The 16,243-nt window shown below is 54.6% G+C and carries 13 protein-coding genes; 8 read left to right on the forward strand and 5 right to left on the reverse strand.

Annotation, left to right across the window (positions count from 1 at the left end; translation table 11 throughout):
* Window positions 1-610: peptide-methionine (R)-S-oxide reductase MsrB (gene msrB / locus KKG35_00650; GenBank protein MBU1736626.1), on the forward strand; the 610-nt coding region annotated here is incomplete at its 5' end.
* Between the two features lie 96 nt (window positions 611-706).
* Here msrB and KKG35_00655 read toward each other — a convergent pair.
* A complete protein-coding gene (locus KKG35_00655) occupies window positions 707-1,090 on the reverse strand; it encodes a hypothetical protein (protein MBU1736627.1) in 384 nt (127 codons plus the stop codon).
* A 248-nt stretch (window positions 1,091-1,338) separates the two neighbouring features.
* Between KKG35_00655 and KKG35_00660 the strand changes: the two genes are divergently transcribed.
* Complete coding sequence (locus KKG35_00660; GenBank protein ID MBU1736628.1) at window positions 1,339-2,082, forward strand: response regulator; 744 nt, start codon at window positions 1,339-1,341, stop codon at window positions 2,080-2,082.
* Between the two features lie 35 nt (window positions 2,083-2,117).
* Here the strand turns inward: KKG35_00660 and KKG35_00665 are convergent, their stop codons facing one another.
* The gene (locus KKG35_00665; GenBank protein ID MBU1736629.1) at window positions 2,118-2,795 is read right to left on the reverse strand and encodes a YkgJ family cysteine cluster protein; all 678 of its coding nucleotides are present in this window, start codon (window positions 2,793-2,795) and stop codon (window positions 2,118-2,120) included.
* Window positions 2,796-2,954: 159 nt separating this feature from the next.
* On the opposite strand from KKG35_00665, the gene KKG35_00670 reads away from it, so the two are divergent.
* On the forward strand, window positions 2,955-3,995 hold the full coding sequence (locus KKG35_00670; GenBank protein ID MBU1736630.1) for an HlyD family efflux transporter periplasmic adaptor subunit: 1,041 nt from the start codon (window positions 2,955-2,957) through the stop codon (window positions 3,993-3,995).
* Window positions 3,992-7,159: an efflux RND transporter permease subunit gene (locus tag KKG35_00675; GenBank protein ID MBU1736631.1), complete on the forward strand. Its 3,168-nt coding sequence runs from the start codon at window positions 3,992-3,994 to the stop codon at window positions 7,157-7,159. Before KKG35_00670 ends, KKG35_00675 begins: the two co-directional genes overlap by 4 nt.
* A 31-nt stretch (window positions 7,160-7,190) precedes the next feature.
* Here KKG35_00675 and KKG35_00680 read toward each other — a convergent pair whose 3' ends face one another.
* Complete coding sequence (locus KKG35_00680) at window positions 7,191-9,215, reverse strand: response regulator (protein MBU1736632.1); 2,025 nt, start codon at window positions 9,213-9,215, stop codon at window positions 7,191-7,193.
* A gap of 467 nt (window positions 9,216-9,682) precedes the next feature.
* On the reverse strand, window positions 9,683-12,205 hold the full coding sequence (acnB, locus tag KKG35_00685; GenBank protein MBU1736633.1) for a bifunctional aconitate hydratase 2/2-methylisocitrate dehydratase: 2,523 nt from the start codon (window positions 12,203-12,205) through the stop codon (window positions 9,683-9,685).
* Between the two features lie 279 nt (window positions 12,206-12,484).
* Here acnB and KKG35_00690 point away from each other — a divergent pair, with 279 nt between their 5' ends.
* From KKG35_00690 to KKG35_00705, 4 genes are all read left to right on the forward strand, one after another.
* Window positions 12,485-13,861: a hypothetical protein gene (locus tag KKG35_00690; GenBank protein MBU1736634.1), complete on the forward strand. Its 1,377-nt coding sequence runs from the start codon at window positions 12,485-12,487 to the stop codon at window positions 13,859-13,861.
* 13 nt (window positions 13,862-13,874) lie between these two features.
* Window positions 13,875-14,768, forward strand: coding sequence for a DUF89 family protein (locus tag KKG35_00695; protein MBU1736635.1), 894 nt, complete (start codon window positions 13,875-13,877; stop codon window positions 14,766-14,768).
* A gap of 344 nt (window positions 14,769-15,112) precedes the next feature.
* Window positions 15,113-15,361, forward strand: a complete 249-nt coding sequence (locus KKG35_00700; protein ID MBU1736636.1) for a type II toxin-antitoxin system CcdA family antitoxin — start codon at window positions 15,113-15,115, stop codon at window positions 15,359-15,361.
* Window positions 15,361-15,675, forward strand: coding sequence for a CcdB family protein (locus tag KKG35_00705; protein ID MBU1736637.1), 315 nt, complete (start codon window positions 15,361-15,363; stop codon window positions 15,673-15,675). The genes KKG35_00700 and KKG35_00705 overlap by 1 nt, the downstream gene beginning before the upstream one ends.
* Window positions 15,676-15,996: 321 nt before the next feature.
* On the opposite strand, the gene KKG35_00710 is transcribed toward KKG35_00705, so the two are convergent.
* Window positions 15,997-16,194, reverse strand: coding sequence for an ArsR family transcriptional regulator (locus KKG35_00710; GenBank protein ID MBU1736638.1), 198 nt, complete (start codon window positions 16,192-16,194; stop codon window positions 15,997-15,999).
* Window positions 16,195-16,243 lie beyond the last annotated feature (49 nt).

A 16,243-nucleotide genomic window follows, 5' to 3' on the forward strand; every position in this document is an offset into this window, starting at 1 on the left:
AGACCGGAGCGGAGTGTTTGACAAACCGGTGGTGACCCCGATCCTGCCCGTGCAGCCATTTTTCCCGGCCGAAGAGTACCACCAGGACTATTACCGGAAAAACCCCCTCCGCTACAAATTCTACCGCACCGGTTCGGGGCGTGACCGGTTCCTGGAGAAAATCTGGGGTGAAAAAAAAGAGCCCGGGATCAGCAGCAAGGACCCGGCTGAACTCGAAAAAAGACTGACACCACTCCAGTACAAGGTCACTCGGCAGAACGGCACCGAGCCGCCTTTCTTAAACCAGTACTGGGACAATAAAATAGAGGGGATCTATGTCGACGTTGTCTCCGGGGAACCCCTCTTCAGTTCAAAGGACAAGTATGATTCCGGGACCGGCTGGCCGAGTTTCACAAGACCACTGGTTCCCGCAAATATTGTCGAGAAGGAAGATCGCGCCCTGTTCTCGGTCCGCACCGAAGTACGGAGCAGAAAAGGCGACTCCCACCTGGGCCATGTGTTCAACGACGGCCCTGAACCCACCGGCCTGCGCTACTGCATCAATTCAGCCGCCCTGCGCTTCATCCCGGCCGACAAACTGGCAGCTGAAGGGTATGAGAGATATTGGTAGCATACGAAAATGCGAGGTCCGAGTGACAAGTGACAAGTGACAAAAAGGAATTTTCTCTCCTGATTCTTTCAAGAAAGGCAGATTCTTACAGACGGTTCAGCAGTGGCCGTGGAGCCAGCCTTCGGCGCTCTCGATGTCGTGAAAGACCCGGATCTCCTGGGAGACCCTCTCTTCCGTGTTGCTTTTCCACATCTGGAGAATGGAGCCTACGGTACCCATATTCGTGACAATGGCAAGTTTCCCCTTGCCGATCGCCGCGTCCTTGATGGCGTGAATATCGGTAATGCTGAATATCTCGTTGATATCCATGTCCATCAGAGTGATCCCCCGACAGTCTTCAAGGACGTTTGAGCCCGGCCGCCACCTGGGGTTCGAGATGATTTCGTTGAGCCGACCGATCCTGTTGAGAAAGGTATCTTCCCCCTGCACGGTGACACGCCAGAGACAATCTTCAATATCAATGGAATGTTCGTAATTCATTGCCCGATTTTTTTTTTATCATTTATGAGTCAGTGTGACAGAATTGACTTTCCCCTGACCAAACCGGTCACCTCTGTAACAGGAATTGAAAACTACTCTTTTTTTTTAACCTGTCAATACCAATTTCCAGTTAAATACTCCTGAAAATATTTCAGTAATGAATCAGTAGAATCTTGACTTGTCCAAACGGATTATCGCATCATGAAGAATAGAAACCTTCAGCAGCCAATCCTGATCATGGAAACCTTATGTCCACCGCCGATCTGAAAGTACTGATCATCGACACCACCCAGAGTATCCGCATCAGCAGCAAACCCATCCTGGTGAAAGAGATGGGGTTTTCCGCCGAGAACATTCTTGAGAGCAATAATGGCCGACGCGCCCTCGACCTTCTGCAGACTGAAGAAATTGATCTGGTTCTCTGTGAATGGGATATCCCGGAAATCTCGGGCATAGAACTCCTTAAATTTGTCAGATCGAGCAACAACTGTCACTCCACCGAGTTTGTCTTCGTCACTTCAAATTCCGACCAGCACAACATTCTGGAGGCCGTGAACTGCAAGGTATCGCAGTACATCGTCAAACCATTCAGCACCGACAGTTTTATCGGAAAAATCAACGCCGCCCTGGGTTCAAAAAACCGCCGGGTCCACAAACGGCATTCAGTAAAGAGCGAACACGACCTGACCGTCATGAGGGCGGACAAGCTTCTGACAACGGGAAAGATGATCAATCTGAGCAAGAGCGGGGTTCTCGCAAAGCTCGCCCTTTTTCGCTCCATCACCGTGACCGACGTCTTTGATCTCAAGATCTCGGTTTTCGGCAGATCGGGAAAACAGTATTTCAATACCATCCAGGCCGAGCTGGTCAGGATTGAGAAACTGAAAGAGACTACAGAGAAAAATTTCGTCCTCTACGCCTTCGTCTTTGAGGAAATGGACATGGTGCAGAAAAATTTTATCGACAGGATCATCGAGACCAGAGACGAGTAGGAGACAGCCCGGGCTTCATCCCATCCCCGGCCCGGTCAGGCCTCCCTTCTGATCGACCGCCCCAGTAATTTGTAAATATCCTTCAGCTGATCATTCTCCCCGACCGCCGACCTTAAATGTGCGAGGAAAGATATCACCCGCCGCCCCTCTTCACCATGAACCAGGAACCCCGGAATTGTTTCGCAATGCCGCAGTTTTCCGGCCCCCTGACTGCCCGACAGATAACCGAGAACCGCAAACATATTGCCCCAGCACCCTCCGCGATCCAGATCTTCTATGAGCTGCATGACAAAAAGATTGAGGGAAATAAACCATTCCGGAGCTTCGGCGGAACCTTCCGTCCCGCAGTCGATCACGGAGCCGAAACTCCTGCAGCCGAATGGCCGCACCGGATAAATGGTGCAGGTATTCTTGTTGAGGAACAGGCATGGCTGATACTCCCAGGGCGCCTCCTCTCCTGCCGGAGGAAACTTCTCCTCCAGATAACAGGCCGCCGCATGATTGGTGGTGCAGGGCGGGGTCGAAACATCCCCCACGGAATGCAGATCGGGCAACCCCCACCCCTGTTCTTCAAGAAAGCGGAGGATTCTCTCTCCCTCCATGGTGGTCATGTTCACACTCCTGGTACAGCACGCCGCACACCCTTTCCGACACCGGAAGCCGCAATCGGCAACCTCTTCGTCATAGGCATTATTCAGGTCTTCAAGTCGCAAAATATGTTCCTGATTTTGTTAAAAGCTTTAAGTTGAGCTGCTATTATCGGCAACAAGCCTGTTGCGAAAGTGGTGCATTATTACTAATCTGGTTCAGGCAGGCGGCCACTGTCCGGATCCGGCCTGAAGACCAAATATATTTACTGCAGAAAACCCGTCATGACAAATAGCAACTCATACCGAATCCTGCAAGCCTCTCTGCTGCTCGTTATGCTCCTCTTTCATCCGGGCGATGGTTTCCCGGCAGAAGACAACCCAGGAATCGCCCGCGAGGCCACCAGAAGATCAGTACTTACCGGTTTCACCAGGGCCCGGGCAACAATGCGGATCGTAAGCCAGGTTTCCGACCATATTCTCGAAGTCAGAGGGGATGTCGGCGACCCGATCGGCAGCGACGGGGTTTTTGCGGTTATCGACACCACCCTTGCTGAACTGGATCTCCAGAACATCCTGCTGAGCCAGAAAAAAATCACCAGTAAAATAACCTACCTGGAAAAAGAGGTGGCACGATTCGCGACACTTCTGAAACAGCAATCCACCGCCGAGGCCAAATTCGACTCCCTGGAACAGGAACTCGACCAGGCGAAACTGGCCCTCGAAAACCTCAGGAATGATGAGCGGAAGGCGCGGGAAATGATCGAGAGGCATACCATCAGGGGGCGGGCCGGCTGGCAGATCATTCAACGCTCCGTCGAACCCGGCGAATGGGTTTCGGCGGGAAAAGTCCTGGCCGAGATCGGTGACTTCCGGACCCTCACGGTGCCCTTTGCCCTGAGCCATGAGGAATACACCCGGCTGCAGAAAAATTCCGCCGCCCTCTTTCTCCACCTTCCCGAACTGAATACCAGGGTCGCCGCCGCCATTCACAGGGTTTCGCCCGGCTTTGACCAGAACACCAGAAAGCTCAATCTGGAGATTGAGATAACCGACCCTCTCCCGGAAAAACGCGGCGGCATCCGGGCCGAACTGGTTCTTGAAACACCTGACCCGTCCGGGGCGGTCATCGTTCCCGAATCAGCCCTTTCCAGCCGCTACGACACCTCGTGGGTCACCGGATTAGACGGCGAAAAGATCCCGGTCGTCAAACTCGGGCCCGGCCCGACCGCCGGAACGCTGCGGATCTCATCTCCCCGGCTCAGGCCCGGTGACCGGTTCCGCCTCACCAATCCTGTGATTGAAAGCAACACCGGACGGCCATGAAAGAAATTGTCCGCTTCACTCTGGCCCAGAAGGTGCTGATCAACCTGCTCTTCGTGCTGTTGATGGTCGTCGGCGCTTTTGCCCTTTTCAATTCTCCGGTTGAACGATATCCCAACATCGAGTTCGGCAAGGCCTATGTCACCACCTACTTTCCGGGGGCTTCCCCCAGGGATGTCGAGGCCCTGATCACCCAGAAGATCGAGGATGCCATCGAGAACCTGGAAAACCTGGAGTACATCCGCTCCACCTCCTACCGTGAACGGTCAAGCATCCTGGTCAAATTCATTGACGACACCGACTACCGCGCGAGCTATGACGAGCTGCGCCTCAAGGTCCAGGCGGTCATCGACGAACTGCCGAAAGAAGCGGACCCGCCCAGATTCACCTTTATCGATGTCAACATGTGGCAGCCGACCGTGAGCATCAATCTGTACGGCGACCGCGACAATCGGACCCTGACCCTGATGGGCGAAGAGCTGAAAACCGCGATCCGCCAGATCTCCGGGGTGAAGGAAGTAAAACTGAACGGTGAATTCCAGCGAGAATTCCATATCCAGCTGGCCCCGGAACTGCTCAGCAAACTGGGCATCACCTTTGATCAGGTTGCCAATGCCCTGCAGACCGCCAATATCAGCATCCCGGCCGGCGACTACACGATTGACGGAGGAGAGTTCATCATCAAGGTCGACGAGAGGTTCCGGGAGCGCCGGCAGGTCCTCGACACCATCGTCAGACGCGACGCCGACGGTTCGTTCGTCAGGGTGAGCGACCTCTCCGCAGAGGCCTTTCTCTCCCACCGAGACCCGTTTGTGCTCACTTCGGTGAACGGCAAGGACTGCGTGACCCTGCAGGTCATCAAAACGCCCGAGGCCAACGCTTTAACGATCGTCGCGAAGGTCCGTGAAATCATCAAGGAGTATGAGGAATCCTTCGCCAAGGAGAACGTCCACCTGATCCTGACCCAGGATTCAACGGTAAGAATCCGCGATTCCATGCGGGTGCTGGGAACCAACCTCGTGATCGGGATCTTTCTGGTCTGCCTGCTCATCTGGTACTTCATGGGCTTCCGGAATGCCGCCCTGACAACAATCGGGATCCCGTTCGCCTTTCTGGTCACCATGGTCGTTCTCTATCTCACCGGGAATTCGGTCAATGAGATCTCCCTTTTCGCCTTCGTTCTGGTGAGCGGGATCATCGTCGACGACGCCATTGTCGTGGTTGAGAACATCTTCCGCCACACCCAGATGGGCAAAGATGTCTCGACCAGCATCATCGACGGCACCGCCGAGGTTTTTCTCCCCGTCGTTTCGGCCACCCTGACCACCTGTGCGGCATTCCTGCCGATGCTGATCATGACCGGCTCAACCGGAGATTTCTTTGCAATCATTCCCAAGGCCATCTCCTTTGCCCTGCTCGCCTCGCTTGTCGAATGCCTGTTCATCCTCCCCATCCATTACCTGGATTACGGCCCCAGACCTGATGCCGATGAGAGTGACAAGGCAGAAGAAAACATGGTCATGAGGCTCTGCCGGCAGCTGTTTGACAGACTTCTCAGAACATCCCTGAAATATCGGTTCACCACCATGGGGCTGCTTTTCATTGCCTTCGTAGTCGCGATGTTCATCGCCATCGTCTCGATCACCGGCAGGATGAACCTGATCCGGGTCGAGTTTTTCCCCGACGACTACTCTCTTTACTACGTCGAGGTGACCGGCCCGGCCGGAACCCCCATCGAAGAGACCTCTGCCCTCATCAAGAAGCTCTCGACCGCCCTTGAAGCGGAAGGCGCCGGAGTGACTGAATCGGCGGTCGCCTTTGCCGGTTTTTACATCAATGACGATTATCAGCCGGTCTGGGGGAACAATCTCGGCCATGTGGTGGTCACCCTGCCGGCAAAAAAGGTCCGAAAATTCGCCGATTACCCGAAAAACGACGTGATCGCGCATCTGGACCGGATCAAAGCAAAACTCCTGGAAAAAACAACCGGCAGCGGATTTTCCCTGAGAATTCGCCCGGAAAAAGACGGGCCACCCGAAGACAAGGACGTCAACATCAGAATCCTCGGCGCGAATCTCAATTCGGTTCAGGAACTGGCAGGCGAAATCAAAAACTTTCTTCTGGAAAACAAGGCGCTGGCCACCGAACTGGAAGATCTCGGTGATGACCAGGGACACCCGAGCCGGGTTTTCCGCTATCGGATCAAAGCCGACCGGGCAGCCGAATACGGTCTGACCGTAACCCAGGCCGCCTATCTTGCCGCTTCGATCCTGAACGGCCGCAATATCGGCACCTTCAGATTGAGTGATGAGGATGTGGACATTAAACTGAAAACCGATCCGGGCAGCTTCACAAGTCTTGAAGACAGCCTGTCACTGGTCATCCTGGAGCACCCCAGCGGCCCGGTAAGGCTCGCGGATATCGCCGGCGTCGAAAACTATCTGGAACAGGGCTATCTCAACAGATTCCAGGGCATGCGGGCAATCAGCCTGACCGCCGATATCCGACCGGGCTCATCCCAGTCGGCCTCCTCGGTGGTCCGTCTGGTCAGGGAACATTACCGGACGATCCGCGATCGATATCCTGGAGCGACCCTCAATTTCTCCGGAGAATTTGCCAGCACCAGGAACTCCTTCATCTCGCTCACCTACGCCTTTATGATCGCAGTGCTTCTGATCTACCTGATTCTCGCCACCCAGTTCCAGTCGTACCTGCACCCCCTGGCGATACTCCTGGCCATCGTCTTCTCGCTGATCGGCATCACCTTCGGAACCTTTTTTTCCCGGTCGCTTTTCACCGTCAACAGCTTTATCGCCATCGTCGGGGTCACCGGGGTGGTCGTCAACGACTCCCTGGTTCTGATAGAGTTCATCAACAAAAAATACCGCACCGGGATACCCCGCCGTCAGGCGATTATTGAGGCCACCCACACCAGGCTGCGACCGATCCTCCTGACCACGCTTACCACAACTCTCGGCCTTCTCCCGATGGCCATTGGTTTTCCTGAATACTCAGTCGTCTGGGGCACCATGGCCATGACCTTCGTGACCGGCCTCTGCACCGCCACCTTCCTGACCATATTCGTGGTCCCGGTCCAATGGGACCTGATTGAGGGAGCCAAAGCTCGCTGGGAAAAAAGAAAGAAAAGACGTACTTCAGATCGGTGATTCCAGCCTGCGGCAAAGGCCTGGGGAAAACTCAGTCACTCCGGACTTTCCCGTCCAGAACATCACGGACGGTCACGGCAAGCTCTCTGATCGAGATCGGCTTCAGCAGATATCCTTTCACGCCTGCCGCACGGGCTTTCGCCTCATCGACCACCTCTGAAAAACCAGTGACCATAATGACCGGTATCGAAGGTCTTGTCCGGATCAACCTGCCGGTCAGCTCGAGGCCGTTCAGGAGGGGCATGGTCACATCGGTCACCACCAGATCAACCACTTGCGGATCGACCGTGAAAGCCTGCAACGCCTCAGAACTGCTTGAGAAACCTTTGGCGCTGTAGCCCAAACCGGTAAGCATCTCGCAAATCATCCTGACCAGGGGCGCCTCATCATCGACAACCATCACCCTCTCCTTGCCGCCGGGCAGCCCGCCGATGGTTGACACCGTTATTTCCCTGATGTCCTTCCTGCAGATCGGCAGCAGAACCCTGAATGTACTGCCCTCGCCGGGTGTGCTCTCCACGGTGATCGCCCCGCCGCAATCACTGACGATGTTCCGGGTTGTCGACAGCCCCATGCCGGTCCCTTCACCCTCGCCTTTGGTCGTGAAAAATGGTTCGAATATTCTGGCCACCACGTCTTCAGGAATACCGTGCCCGGTATCCTCCACAGTGAGCACAATGTATTCCCCGGGCTTGATATCCGAGGTCTCGGCGATTTCCTCCTCATCAATCTTCCCGTCTTCAAGGGTTACCGTGAGGACACCTCCTTTCTCGCGCATCGCATACTGGGCATTGGTGCAGAGATTCATGAAGACCTGATGGATCTGGGTCGGATCCGCAAGGACCATGCTCTCGGACGTGACTTTCTGTTTGATTTCAACCGTGGCCGGCAACACCGACCGCAGAAGATTCAGCACCTCTTTGATAACCAGTTTCACCTGGACCGGCTGCCACTTGGCATCTCGCTGCCGGGAGAAGGTCAGGATCTGTCTCACCAGGTCCTTGGCTCTCCGGCCGCCCTTCATCACCTCTTCAAGGGCTTCCCTGATCGCGGGCTGATCTTCGGCCCGACGCATGGCAATCTCGGTGTAGCCGAATATCCCGAAGAGAATATTGTTGAAATCGTGGGCGATTCCCCCGGCCAGGGCGCCAATCGCCTCCATTTTCTGGGCCTGCCGGTTTTGCGCCTCCCTCTTCTCAAATTCCGTCACATCACGTTTCACCGAAACATAACCATTGATCTTGCCCTGGGAATCATACACCGGCGAAATGGTTGCATCTTCGACAAGCCTCGATCCGTTCCTGCTCCGGTTCACAAATCTCCCGCGCCAGACCTGACCCCGGGAGATCGTCTCCCACAGGTTTTTATAAAATTGCAGATCATGCTCTCCGCTTTTAAGAATAGACGGCTTGCTGCCGATTGCCTCCCGTCGCGAATAACCGGTCACCCTTTCAAACGCCGGATTGACATACTCAATCACCCCCTGGACATCAGTGATCATCACCTCTTCGGACGCCTGCTCGATGGCCATGGCCAGGCGGGACATCTGTTTCTCGACCGCCGAACGATCATTGATCACATCCTGAAGCTCATAATTGGCCGAAATCAGCTCCCCGGTTCTCTTGCTGACCTCTTCTTCAAGATTCGTTTTCAGGTTGAGCAGCTCAAGTTCCACACCCTCCCTGCGGGCGAGCTCCTCCTCCAGAGAGAGAGACAGATCTCGCAAATAACCGACCAGCCCGGCAATAATTATCGCGAAAACAGGCCCGATCAATCCCCCTTCGGAAGCCTCACCAACTACCAGGAGATGGACAAATCCAACCGGCGCGGTTGAAATCGCGGTCAGAATGATGCCTGTTCTTCCTCCCCAGAATAATGCGGCCGGAATGACATAGAAGAAAGCAAAGAGGCGTGACACCGTGCCGATATTGACATACATCCAGGGGGCGAAGGCATAATAAAGAATGAGCAAGAAAAGAAAGATGGACCATTTCAGCCAGGGCTTGAAAGTGGCCGGATAGGTAATGAATCGATGCTTTTGTCTGAAATCAACCATCGCTTCCTGAAGTGGGTTCTGTAAATGATCGGAGCGCAACTTATCCATCATTTCACAAACAGACCCGGAGAGTCAAAATTTTTCCCACGGGAACATCCGGCGCAGACAAGTTTTTCCTGCATCGCGACCACCTGATTTACTTCAGCTGATGCCGCCCGAGTGATCCACAGCAAATTGATGGCAACCTTGTCTTCAATCACCCGGAAACTCATCGGAAGAAGCCTGTGGAGTCACGGGAAAAACCCTCCTCGCCAAACTTTAAACAAAACCTTACAACTTGCAAATACCGCATTGTTATTACGTTGTTTTATTCGACATGTTAATTTTTTGACACCGGCGCCCCGACACCTCATTCCAAGCATTCCCGGCGGGTGGAGAAGCGGAGCAACAATAAAAAAAAGGCCGCCCGAATCGGGCGGCCTCTGCAGCACAGTAAAAAAACCACGAACAACATGAACTTTCAATCTTTACATATTGTATTCAGGTATTTTATCAAAGTAAAGACACTCGTAAATACTCCTGGGGTCAGCACCAAGCTTCTCCATCTGCTTCAGATATTCTTCAACCGACGGCAGCTCTCCTTTCATGGCGGTAACGGCTGCCAGTTCTGCGGAGGCAAGAAAGACCCTGGTGTTGTCGCCCATCCGGTTGGGAAAATTCCTGGTGGAAGTCGAGACCACCGTCGAACCGCTGGCCACCCTGGCCTGGTTTCCCATACAGAGCGAGCAGCCCGGGACTTCAGTCCGGGCGCCTGCCCTGCCGAAGATATTGTAAAGACCTTCAGCGACCATCTGCTTCTCATCCATCCTGGTCGGCGGTGCAATCCAGAGCCTGGTCGGCACATGCCCTGAACCCTCGAGAATCCTGGCGGCGGCCCGGTGATGCCCGATGTTGGTCATGCACGAACCGATAAAGACCTCGTCGATCCTGGTCCCGGCAACCTCCGAAAGCTTTCTGACATCGTCCGGATCGTTGGGACAGGCGAGGATCGGCTCGGTGATCTCCGCCAGATCAATCTCAATGACTTCCGCATATTCAGCGTCATCATCCGGCTCAAGAAGAACAGGATTTTGCAGCCACTCCTCCATCGCCGCCGCACGCCTGGCGAGGGTGCTTTTGTCTTCATAGCCTTCGACGATCAGCCACTTGAGAAGTGCGGCATTGGAGCGGGTGTACTCCATCACCGGCCCTTTATTCAACCTCATGGTACACGCCGCAGCGGAACGCTCCGCAGATGCATCGGATAGCTCAAACGCCTGCTCCACCTTCAGGTCCGGCAACCCTTCAATTTCCAGGATCCGGCCGGAAAAAACGTTTTTCTTGCTTTCCTTGCCGACAGTGAGCAATCCTTTCTGAATCGCCATGTAGGGAATCGCATTCACCAGATCGCGAAGGGTGATCCCCGGCTGCATTTTACCCTTGAAGCGGACCAGCACTGATTCCGGCATGTCGATGGGCATGACACCCATAGAAGCCCCGAAAGCAACCAGCCCGGAACCGGCCGGAAAGCTGATGCCGATCGGGAATCTGGTATGAGAGTCACCCCCGGTGCCGACAGCGTCGGGAAGAACAAAATGATTCAGCCAGGAATGCATCACCCCATCCCTCGGACGCAGGGCCACTCCGCCACGCTCTTCAATAAATCCCGGCAGCTCATGGTGAAGCTTGACATCCACCGGTCTCGGATAGGCCGCCGTATGACAGAAGCTCTGCATAAACAGATCTGCGGAAAAGCTCATACAGGCAAGCTCCTTCAACTCATCCCGGGTCATGGCCCCGGTTGTGTCCTGGGAACCGACCGTGCTCATTCTCGGTTCACAATATGTACCGGGCCGCACCCCCTTCAGGCCGCAGGCCTTGCCGACAATCTTCTGGGCCAGAGTAAACCCCTTGCCGCTGTCCTTCGGCGGAACCGGCCGAACGAAGATGTCGGCCGAAGAGAGTCCCAGTGACGCTCTAGCCCTGTCGGTAAGCGCCCGTCCGATAATCAGGGGAATCCTGCCCCCCGCCCTGACTCCGTCGGCCAGGGTTGAAGGACGGAGCGTGAAATCGGCAAGCTCGTTTCCATCATCGTCGGTAATCCGGCCATCGGCCGGGTGGATGTGGATGGTCTGCCCCATCTGCAGCCTGCTCACGTCGCACTCGATGGGCAAGGCGCCGGAGTCTTCCGCAGTGTTGAAAAAGATGGGGGCGATCTTGCCGCCGATCACCACCCCGCCCTGTCTTTTGTTGGGGACAAAAGGAATATCACTTCCCATGTGCCAGAGGACCGAGTTTATCGCAGACTTCCTGGATGAACCGGTACCGACCACGTCTCCGACAAAGGCGAGGGGCAAACCCTTCTCCTTCAGCTCGGCAATCTTCCCGAGCGCCCCGTTCATTCTGCTTTTCAGCATTGCCTGGGCATGCAAAGGGATATCGGGCCGGCTCCAGGCCTCGGAGGCGGGTGAGAAATCATCGGTATTGGTTTCCCCGTCAACTTTGAATACCGTGAGGGAGATCTTCTCGGCCAGAGGTTTACGGCTGGTGAACCATTCGGCCTCTGCCCATGATTTAATAACCTTTTTCGCCCAGCGGCTGGAGGCGGATTTCTGCAGAACCTCGTCATAGGCATCATAGACCAGCAGGGTTCCGGACATGGCCTTGCATGCCTCTTCGGCCACCGCCTCATCATCCAGGAGATCAATAAGCGGCCTGATATTATACCCACCGAGCATCGTTCCCAGCAGAAATGCGGCATGCTGCCGTGAAATGCAGTTGACGGGAGTCACGCCGGCGGCGACTGCGCCAAGAAATTCAGCCTTGACCCGCGCTGCCTCGTCGACTCCCGGGGGGACCCGGTTCGCAAGAAGCTCCAGAAGGAATTCGCTCTCGCCGGTGTTCCGGGCAAGAAGATCCACAACCTCCCTGGTCTGGGCAGGGTCCAATGGCAGCGGCGGAAGTCCCTCCGCAGCTCTCTGTGCAACATGATCTCTGTAGGCTTCTATCATGACCTGATCTTCCTCACGATGGGCTTTGGTTGAAAATTATCAAGGTACCCTTAATAAAAAGTAGGCCGGTCAATGTCAAACAAAATCACACCCCGCCCAATTATCCTGACCAGCTATCCTGCACCCTTCGGGTATCCTTTTCGATGTCTCGCAAACTCGCTCATCGGTATGAGCAGACGAGCTTCTCAACTTAAGCTTTTCACCCTTCGGGTATAAGTTTCGTATGAGCAGACGAGCTGCTCAACTTAAGCTTTACTGTTTTTTTCTTCCGGAAAAATAATGTATACTTTTTTCATGCCGGAGAGAGACACTCCGGAAACGGCAGATCCGGGGAGAGAGTTGATGGCAGGAAAACCCATACACCTTCGTTCGCGCGTCCTGATTCCGGTCGGGCTGGCACTTTTCGTGATCAGCTTCATCGGCTTTCTCGCCACCTATTATTTCCAGAAACAGCTCCTCGAAAAAGAGATCGATGACCGCCTGGTCAACGCCAACAAACTGTTTTCGGAACTCGTTGTTCTCCAATCCGAACTGCTGATCAATATCGCCGAAACCCTCACCCATACCGAAGTATTCGAACCTCTTTTCCTGGGAGGGCACCGAGATCTCCTGGCCAAAGAGGCTTTTCCCGAGTTCATCAAGATCAGGGGCAGATATCAGATCACCCATTTTTATTTTCATGCCCTGGACCAGACCTGTTTCCTGAGGGTGCATAACCCCAAACGGTACGGAGACACCATCAACCGGCACACCCTGAAGGAGGCCGTTTCAAAAGACGGCATTGCCTCCGGTATTGAGCTTGGCCCCCTGGGGACCATAACCTTGCGGGTTGTTATCCCCTGGCGGGTAAATGGCACGCTTATCGGATATCTTGAGCTTGGCAAGGAACTTGAGTATATCACCATCAATATGATCAAGGTCCTTGACCTGGAGCTGATGATTGCGATCGAAAAACAATTTCTAGACCGGAAAATGTGGGAAGAAGGTCTCACAATGCTCGGCAGGTCGGGCAACTGGGACCAGCTGGATGATTATGTGATCGCCTCCAGCTCAATGACTGAAATCCCGGTGGAGTTTTCCGGAAATCTTGAAAAGCATGCAGAGAGGGATCATCGCCTGTTTACCTTTGACATCACCCATAAAAACAGAACTCTCAAGGGTGGCATTATCCCTTTGCGTGATGCCGGAGGCAATATTGTCGGGGACATCTTCGCCTTCCTCGATTATTCTAAAATCGCAGCCGGCAACCGGATGTTTGCACTCTTTGCCTCAGGATGCGCCCTGGTCATCCTCGCTTTCTTCTTCCTGGTCTCCGGCTATCTGCAAAGAGTTGAAAAAAGTCTCGGCAGGACCCTGAAGGATCTTTCAAGCGAGACGGAGCGAAACCGACAGATCGCCCTCGAACTCGCCCGGCACCGTGACAACCTGGATGAACTGGTGAACCAGAGAACGGCCGAACTTGAACAAAGTCAGGCGGAAGTGAAAATCCTGAGCGGCTTTCTGCCGATCTGTGCCGGATGCAAATCAATAAAAAACAAGGATGGCGGCTGGGAACAGATCGAATCCTACATCCGGGACCACTCGGAAGCAGAATTCAGCCACAGCTACTGCCCGAAATGCGCCAAAGAGATCTATTCGGACTTTAAAAAAGTATAGATCGATCCCGAGAATGAAAACCTCCCCCGCGTGCCTCCCCTGTTTCATGCGCCAGGCAAAATTTGCCGCCGCATTGACAACCGATTCGAAATCTCTGCAGGACCGGATCATCCAGGAATCCTCAGCTCTTATCTCCTCCTTCCCCCTCGACATTTCACCCCCTGAAAACGCGGTCGCTCTCTATCGACTGATCGCGGAGCTCTCCGACAATCCAGATATCTTTTCCGGGCTTAAAAAAATCAGCAATCGCGCCGCCCTGAAAATGGTGGCAAGCCTTGCCTCCCCCATCAGAAGTTCCGGTAACAAGCTTGAAACTGCAGCCAGGCTTGCCATTGCCGGGAACATCATTGATTACGGGGCGCAGCAGGAATTCGACATGAAAAAAACCGTAGAGAGATCTCTTGCCCTGCCATTGGCGATCAATGACCTGGAGTTTTTCTCTTCAGACCTCGCGAAAGCCCGGAACATTCTCTATCTGGCCGACAACTGCGGCGAATTGGCGTTCGACCGGCTGCTGATTGAGACCCTGGACCGGCCGGTAACCCTGGCCGTCAAAGACCGGCCGATATTAAACGATGCCCTGCTTGAAGATGCGGTGGACTGCGGGCTGGACTCTCTCTGCCGCCTGATCTCAAACGGCGCTGGCTGCCCGGGCACCCCCCTGGATTTTTGCAGCAAAGAGTTCAAAAATGCATTCCGGGAAACAGACCTGATCATCAGCAAGGGTCAGGGGAATTTTGAAACCCTGTCCGAAACCCCCGGCCCGATCTATTTCCTGCTGATGGTCAAATGCCCGGTGGTGGCGGAACATATCAACGAAATAAGAGCGTCGGCTTCCGGAACAACAGTAAAGACCGGCGACATGGTGGCGCTGAAACACCCGCTGTATGATGCAAAACGTGGCTGAGGCACCCCTGTTTTATTTGTGGGAGCACCCTCCCGGCCGCGAATACTCCATGGCGGCCATCGGCGATTCAGGGAATCTCCCCGCCTTCTTGTTCGCGACCGGGAGGTCGCTCCAACGGGGGGTGGAGGCAGACCTTGTGGGAGCGGCCTCCCGGCCGCGAATGCCCGTTGCGGCCGCTGGCAATTCAGAAATCACCCCGCCTTTCTGTTCGCAACCGGGAGGTCGCTCCCACAACAAGTGGAGGGAATGGCGGGAGGAGTTTTTTCCTTTCACGGGAAAAGCCTTGCTTCTTCCACCGGGGAGGGATAGAATATGCGCATCAGAAATACGCATAAGGAGTCTATATGCAAACAAAGATCTATGATCCATCCGCGCCGAAGAAGGCGCTGAACCTGAGTATCAACAGCGACCTGTTGCGCCAGGCCAAGGAAACCGGGCTCAACCTCTCCCAGGTCCTTGAGTCACAACTGACCGACCTGCTGCAGGAGGCGCGCCGGGAAGAGTGGCGGAAAGAAAACCGGAAGGCGATCGATGCCTACAATCGGAGAATCGAACTTTCCGGGGCCTTCAGTGAGGGGCGAAGGCGTTTCTGATGGCCCAGTTTGATGTCTATGAAAACCCCAACCCGGCCACCAGTGAGATCGTCCCCTATCTGCTTGATCTTCAATCCGACCTGCTCGACGACCTGGCCACCAGGGTGGTGGCGCCGTTGGTTACCTTGGAAGGCATGGAACTCCAAGCCCGCTTCCTCAATCCCGTCTTTACCATCGGGGAACGACAGGTGGTGATGTCGACCGCGGAACTTGCAGGCATTTCCCGCCGGGATCTGGGCGACCGAGTCACTTCGCTGATCGAAGAACGAGACCGGATCATCGGCGCCCTGGATTTCCTGTTCACCGGGTTTTAAATCGATGTCCCCCACGGCTTGAACTTCGCGACCGGAAGGTTGCTCCCACGGAGTAAAATCAACCTTGTTGGAGCGGCCTCCCGGCCGCGAATGGTTTCGGCAAAGATCACAAACTTCGCGACCGGAAGGTCGCTCTTACAGGGCCAAAGCAAACCTCGTTTTGTGGATCAAACCTCTTCGGCCGCGAATACAGACGCTTTTTCAGACCATCGGGAATCCTGCTTCCTGCCAGGCCTTTGGCCCGCCGGCCAGGGCTTTTGAATTTGCGAGACCTTTTTCGATCATCTGCGCTGCCAGACCGGCAGCCGAATTCTCAGCAGGTCAGGCGCAGTAGAAGATCAGTTCCCGACCCCTGTCGATATCGTTCTCCAGGCGCCTGAACTCACTGAGCGAAATCGCCCCTTCCAGATGGAACCGGGAAAACTTGTCGTCGCTCTCATAGGCACAGACCAGAAGCGCCTGACCTTTTGCAACCTTTTCCCTGGCATTCTGCACTGAAATCCTTGCCACATCAGCCATTTTTTACCTCCTGATTCAAAACTCAATATGGGAGCACCCCCATGTTTGC

Source organism: Pseudomonadota bacterium (assembly GCA_018823285.1).
Lineage (GTDB): Bacteria > Desulfobacterota > Desulfobulbia > Desulfobulbales > JAGXFP01 > JAHJIQ01.